Here is a 1,715-nt window from a genome sequence, read left to right as displayed (position 1 = left end):
ATCCTCAAGCGCGCGGACATCGCGATCAGTATGGACGGACGAGGCCGCGCCCTGGACAACATTTTCGTTGAGCGGCTCTGGCGCAGCGTCAAGTACAAAGACGTCTACCTGAAAGGCTACGGCACGGTCGCCGAGCTGACGCTGGGCCTGACGGAGTACTTCGCCTTCTACAACGGCGAGCGACCGCATCAGGCGCTGGACTACCGGACGCCAGACGAGGTGTACGCCGCCGGAGTCGGTGGCGGCGCGAGTATTCCGGACCACTTTAACGTGCGTGGAAAGTCCACACGCGCGACCACGGCGCGGCGCCGTTCCGCTGCAATCGAAGAGGCGGATGCAGCTTAAACTCGAACGTAATTTGTCTTGACAGACGGGTCCACTCTACCTGCACCAGCTCCAGTTTACGGTGACAGTTTACTGTTTCCCCTATTCAGTCCGAACCAATTCGTGCGTTTTGTATACCGACACCGTAACCCCCGTCACCGTAACCCCTTATCAATATCAATCAGTGCTTATGCGGATGATGGGCGTCCGGATAGTGCGGATGGGTGTGCGTCATCGAGGCGTGGCAATGAGTGTGGGTATGCCGTGTTTCCGGTGCTATGGGATAGGGGTGAACATGCTGGTGGTGCAAATCATGCTCATGCTCATGTTCGTGCTCCATGGCTTCGTGGCGATGCTCGTGATCGTGCCGCTCGCTGACATGCAGCCAGATGCCCAACGCCATCAACCCTCCCGCTGCAATCAATCGCCCGGAAAGGGGATCATCAAAAAACACCACCGCTAGCAGCGCACCAAAAAACGGGGCAACCGAGAAATACGCTCCGGTGCGTGCAGTCCCCAACTGCCGGAGCGCCACGACAAACAAGGTCAGGCTGAGACCGTAAGCGATAAACCCGAGTGCCAGCGTGGCGAGAGCAATATTCCAGGATGGGAGCGAAGCACCAAGCAACAAGGCCAGCGCAAGATTGACGCTTCCGGCAACCAGCCCCTTGATCGAAGCGATCCAGCCCGCATCGGCCAGCGATACCTGCCTCGTCAGGTTGTTGTCGAGCGCCCATGCCAGACATGCCATGAGGACCAGCACGCTGGGTAGCACGCCCCGGAATGTCAGCTCCTCCGGCCAGCTCAGGACGATCGCTCCCGCGACAATGGCCAGCATGCCCAGCGCAATCCGGCGGTCGAAGTTCTCCTTGAAGGCGAACCATGCCAGCAATGCGGTGAACACGCCTTCAAAATTGAGCAGCAGCGAGGCCCCTGACGCCGGCATATGGAGAAGCCCCTGCATCAATAATACGGGGGCAGCGATGCCGCCGGCCGTGATCGCCCCGGCAAGCCACAGCCATTCCCTCGGAGCCAGTCGAACGCGTTGGGCGGGCCTCAGACTGCGCGCGAGAAACAGACCGACGCCGGATCCGAGATACAACAGCCCGGCGACCATCCACGGGCTTGCGTCGGCCAGCAACAGCTTGGCGATGGGCGTACTCGCACCGAACAACAACGCCGCCAACAAGGCCACCCCAGCACCGGGTGGCCTGCGCGGTGTTCTGTCGCCGAGGTTTGGTGATGTGGTAGCAGCCATGCGATGATCCGGCTCCAATGAAGACTTCCCATTCAATCGTCGCAGCACTGTGCTGCGTGCTCGCGCTGGTCCGCGTGCTGGGGATTCACTTACACGCTCCTGGGCACGATGTCCACGATGTCCATGAATATGT

General features: G+C 60.3%; 2 protein-coding genes. One reads left to right on the top strand and one right to left on the bottom strand.

Going from position 1 to position 1,715, the window contains the following annotated elements; genetic code table 11:
* A partial coding sequence (locus RM530_RS18300; RefSeq protein WP_311366707.1) for an integrase core domain-containing protein occupies nucleotides 1-345 on the top strand: 345 nt, incomplete at its 5' end.
* Between the two features lie 160 nt (nucleotides 346-505).
* Here the strand turns inward: RM530_RS18300 and RM530_RS18295 are convergent.
* A complete protein-coding gene (locus tag RM530_RS18295) occupies nucleotides 506-1,582 on the bottom strand; it encodes a DMT family transporter (protein ID WP_311366706.1) in 1,077 nt (358 codons plus the stop codon).
* Nucleotides 1,583-1,715 lie beyond the last annotated feature (133 nt).

It is taken from the genome of Banduia mediterranea, from assembly GCF_031846245.1.
GTDB classification, from domain to species: domain Bacteria; phylum Pseudomonadota; class Gammaproteobacteria; order Nevskiales; family Nevskiaceae; genus Banduia; species Banduia mediterranea.
The sequence above is the reverse complement of the archived record's forward strand: the minus strand, read 5'-3'. Positions and strand labels throughout refer to the sequence as shown.

Excerpts from the sequence above, each read along its gene's own strand:
- RM530_RS18295 (WP_311366706.1), bottom strand. The coding sequence starts at position 1,582 with ATGGCTGCTACCACATCACCAAACCTCGGCGACAGAACACCGCGCAGG.